The 3,499-nt window shown below is 52.6% G+C and carries 3 protein-coding genes and 1 pseudogene; all 4 read left to right on the forward strand.

The window, feature by feature from the left end:
* The coding region (locus tag WBC85_RS10490; RefSeq protein ID WP_424436418.1) for a tyrosine-type recombinase/integrase at nucleotides 1–1,078 on the forward strand (1,078 nt) is incomplete at its 5' end.
* Nucleotides 1,072–1,767 carry a hypothetical protein gene (locus tag WBC85_RS10495; protein ID WP_424436421.1) on the forward strand — a complete coding sequence of 232 codons (696 nt, stop codon included), beginning with the start codon at nucleotides 1,072–1,074 and terminating at the stop codon, nucleotides 1,765–1,767. The genes WBC85_RS10490 and WBC85_RS10495, both read left to right, overlap by 7 nt.
* A gap of 47 nt (nucleotides 1,768–1,814) precedes the next feature.
* The gene (locus WBC85_RS10500; protein WP_424436424.1) at nucleotides 1,815–2,039 is read left to right on the forward strand and encodes a MerR family transcriptional regulator; all 225 of its coding nucleotides are present in this window, start codon (nucleotides 1,815–1,817) and stop codon (nucleotides 2,037–2,039) included.
* A gap of 573 nt (nucleotides 2,040–2,612) precedes the next feature.
* Nucleotides 2,613–3,499 (forward strand): annotated as a pseudogene (locus WBC85_RS10505) (hypothetical protein); the annotation flags it as partial.

Genomic DNA, 3,499 nt, shown 5'->3' on the forward strand with positions numbered 1-3,499 from the left:
CGTGCGTGTTGTGGTCAAAGGCCAGAAGAACAAGAAGGGAGCACCCCTGCGCACGGACTTTGGCTTGGGCGGTGCCGACATCGTCACGATCAACCAAGCCCGTGAGCGGGCACTGGAATATCGCCGCATGGCGAAGCAAGGCCTGAACCCGCGTTTCAATGCCCAACGCGACATCCCAACCTTCGAAGAATTTGCACAACAAGTGCATATCGACCGGATGCCGACTTGGAAAAACGCCAAGCACGGCCAGCAGTGGATCAACACCTTACGCGACTATGCCTTTCCCAAGATCGGACGGATGCCGCTGGACAGCATCGACCAACCCGCAGTGATGATGTGCCTGGCCCCGATCTGGACGGAAAAGCACGAAACGGCCAAACGGCTGGCGCAACGGATCAAGACGGTGCTGGACGTCGCGCGTTCCAAAGGCTTCCGCGATGGCGAAAACCCGGTAACGGCGATCAAGGACGCGGGCGCTTTACCAAAGGTCAAAGCCAAGGTCAAACATCATAAAGCGATGCACTGGCAAGACGTTCCCGCCTTCTATGCCGATCTGAGAGGGCGAAGTGCGATGGCCGCAAAAGCGCTGATGTTCACCTGCCTCACTGGATCGCGGACAGGCGAAGTGCTGGGATTGCGCTGGGAAGAGATCGACTTTGGCGCGCGGCTTTGGACCTGCCCTGCGAACCGCATGAAAACGGGCGAAGATCATCGCGTGCCTTTGAGCGATGAAATGCTGGCGATCATCGAGCCGTTGATGGCCATGCAGTCCGAGTATGTGTTCGAGGGGCAAAAGCGGCACAAGCCACTGTCGAATATGTCAATGCTGATGCTGTTGCGTCGGATGCAGGTCGAGGATGTCACGGTGCATGGCTTCCGCTCTAGCTTCCGTGATTGGGCGTCTGAGGTTGCTAACGCGCCGCGCGAGGTGGCGGAAATGAGTTTGGCGCACCAAGTCGGGTCGGACGTGGAGCGGGCCTACGCGCGGTCTGATTTGCTGGATAAGCGCCGGGTATTGATGGCCGAGTGGTCCGCGTTTGTTACGTCCGGCAGTAAGTTGAGTGATCCGGCGTGTTAGTGATTTCGGTCAATGAACCACAACTCCTTTCTATTGACTTAATCCGTCTGGCCTTGAGCGAAGAAAACACAGCCCAACGTGCAAAAGCCATCAAGAATGTGAAGCACGATGTGGTGACTCATTTATTAGAACAACTCTCTGCCGAGAAACGATTTAATTGGACGGCGGATCCTTTGAACGCTGACTTGGTTAGATGGGTTGCGGAAACATCGGCAGAGAGAAGTGAAGCCGCTTATGAACTTTCGCAAGTCGGTCGAAGATACGAAGAGGTAAATGAAAGAAAGCTAAATGTAGCCGAGCATACTGGAATGCTCGTTTGGCGTTCGATCGTCAACAATAAATTTGAAGGAATGCACTCACCGGGGGGAATACTTCAGCAAGTGGGTGATGAAGCAAGACAAAGCAACACCCGAGGAGCTCGGGACAAGGATACACTACGGGAAATTTGGAATACGTATCGCGGCGTAGTCCACTTAGGAATGGCACTCAACCATTGTGAAGACTATCCGGAGCAAAATTGGCATGTGCTGCACCTCGCTGAGTTATTTCGTAAAGGATTGAGCGAGTGTTGCCCTAGAGGGACCTCAAGGCCATACGTGGATACGAGCGAGCAAATTTCTTTTCTATATCTTTCAAGAATATATGGCCCCCGATTTCGAGATCGGGGGCTCCCGTTCAGCACTGATTGAAGTGCATCCATCTGTTGCAACCCAAAGCAATGGAAGGAGCCTTCCTCATGTCAGAACTGTTCGAAGCAAATCGAAATTACGTTTTGGGTGATCCTGAACTCGAGATACTCGGAAACCGAGATAAGTTGGCGCAGTGGCGGCACAAGAATATGGGGCCCGCTTATTACAAACTGGGCCGAAAAGTCATCTACCGCGGCACGGACCTGAATTCATGGGCGGAAGAGAACAAGACTGATCCGAGCACTGTTATAGCAACAGGCAATCGCAAATGAGTCAGTCTTTTTTTGTGACTCGGCCTGAGCAGCGCCAATTGTCCTACGTGGACGAGCACCGATTGCTTTGCCATGGCCGCGACGTCGTGGCCTGCGTCGCCGGGATCCGCGTCGATCCCACTGAGGACGGCTTGGTCTGATGCACGTGCGCTTAATAATCCAAACATGCCAGCAAGAAATTGATGATGCACCGCACCGACTCTGGGATCATCGCCCGCTCGCTTATCATGGGCAGGCCTAAATCATGCCAGCCAAGCCAAAAATCGAGCAGCTAGGTCTCTTTGAGGGGCTTTCAAAGAGTTCAAAGCCGAAACAAGGCGCTCAAAGCCTGCCTCCCGAGCCATGCACTCGGTGTGTGGAGATGTACTTATCGGATCACCAGGTCGCAGCGCGCTTTGGCATCTCAAAAGCAACAGTGTGGCGATGGCATGAAAACAATCCCGACTTTCCACGGCGCATAAAGCTGAGCCCTGGTACATCGCGCTGGAAGTTGAGTGACTTGGTGCGGTTTGAGGTGAAAATGCAAACCGCGGATCCATCGCGCTTGGTTGCAAAGGCCAAAGGTGAGTCCGGATGAGCAGGACTTATAAGAACGTGAAGCTAAAAAAAGACCGAGTATACTCTGTCGAGCAGTTGTCAGCGGAGTATTCGGTCACAGCAAATACAGTGTCAAATTGGGTTGGAGAGGGTTTGACGGTTTCGGACAATCAAAAGCCGTACCTGTTCCGAGGCGCGGTGGTTCAAGAATTTCACAGGCGTAGACGCTTGAGCGTGAACCGCAAGCTCCGACCGGGTCAATTCCAATGTCGTGGATGCCAAACTGATGTGTTCCCCAAGATTGAAACTGTCGAAGATTTCTTTGCCCAAAATGGCAAGCATATGTATTCTGCTCGGTGCCCGCACTGCGCGACCAAGCTTCAAAAGATATCAGGTGAGACTGATCGAGACTTGGTCGAAGATTGTCGCAATCCCAATACTCCCACGGACTGCCTACACGAAGAAAATACCTTGATGTGTGGGGGTATTGGGATGAACCGGGGTGAAGATGTTCCAAGTCTTTGGTTTGTGAACGACCGTATCATTCACAGATGGCAAGTCTATGCAGGCGGACATAGCGAAAAAACGATTGTTCGGCACCTTGCTGCAATCAGGTTTTTTGAGAATGTTCTTGAGGGCAAACCATTTTCCAAGCTCTTGACGGATGATTTTGCGTCGGTGCGCGACGAGCTAAAACGGCGTGCGAATGTAGGTGCTGCGTACAGCATGTCAGCGTCGTCGATCAAGCACACCGTCTTGCATCTAGTCGCATTTTTCGCCTGGCTGTTAAAGCAGGATGGCTACAAGCGCTTGCCTGGAGATTTTGCTGGGTATCTCAAATTGCCAAAAGCAGTCTTGGCGCAATCGGCACAAGTTAAACAAAAGGAATTCCCGAGCCTTTACGAGGCCGAAGAGCTATTAAA

This window comes from Planktotalea sp. (assembly GCF_049680325.1).
Classification (GTDB): Bacteria; Pseudomonadota; Alphaproteobacteria; order Rhodobacterales; family Rhodobacteraceae; genus Planktotalea.

Coding starts and splice junctions, on each gene's coding strand:
- WBC85_RS10500 (WP_424436424.1), top strand. CDS start 1,815: ATGTCAGAACTGTTCGAAGCAAATCGAAATTACGTTTTGGGTGATCCT.